The sequence below is a fragment of the Oleiphilus sp. HI0123 genome (assembly GCF_001635315.1).
On sequence record NZ_LWGE01000984.1, the window covers coordinates 1 to 374 of the forward strand.

At 38.5% G+C, this 374-nt stretch carries 1 protein-coding gene; it reads right to left on the reverse strand.

Annotated elements, in window-relative coordinates; translation table 11 throughout:
* On the reverse strand, positions 1–323 hold a 323-nt coding region (locus A3761_RS08495; RefSeq protein WP_068750116.1), incomplete at its 3' end, for an IS3 family transposase.
* Between the last annotated feature and the right edge of the window lie 51 nt (positions 324–374).

The window sequence follows — 374 nt, forward strand, 5'->3', positions numbered from 1 at the left end:
TCAGTCATATTGTTGTTAATACAAGATTGTTTCCATTGCTTCACCTGATCAGGGTACAGCCCTTTTTCTCGGCAATACTCACTTAGCTCTATCTCCGACATCATGGCGGTTTCCAGAACAATTGAAAACTTTGCTTCTGGAGACCAGTTATCTGGACTACTACTTTTTGTCACACTTGAACCTGGTAATTGAAATTTATCTCGCCAGGAAGACAAGGTGGATAGGTTTATGTTTTCCTGGGCTGAAAACGTTCTTAATGATAACCCACTTTCAAGCCACTTCTTAACAATGGCTTCTTTAAACTCTTTTGAATAATGCTTCACTCATATTCTCTTACCGCCTCCTATTCAATTATTAAAAATTAACAGAGGCGA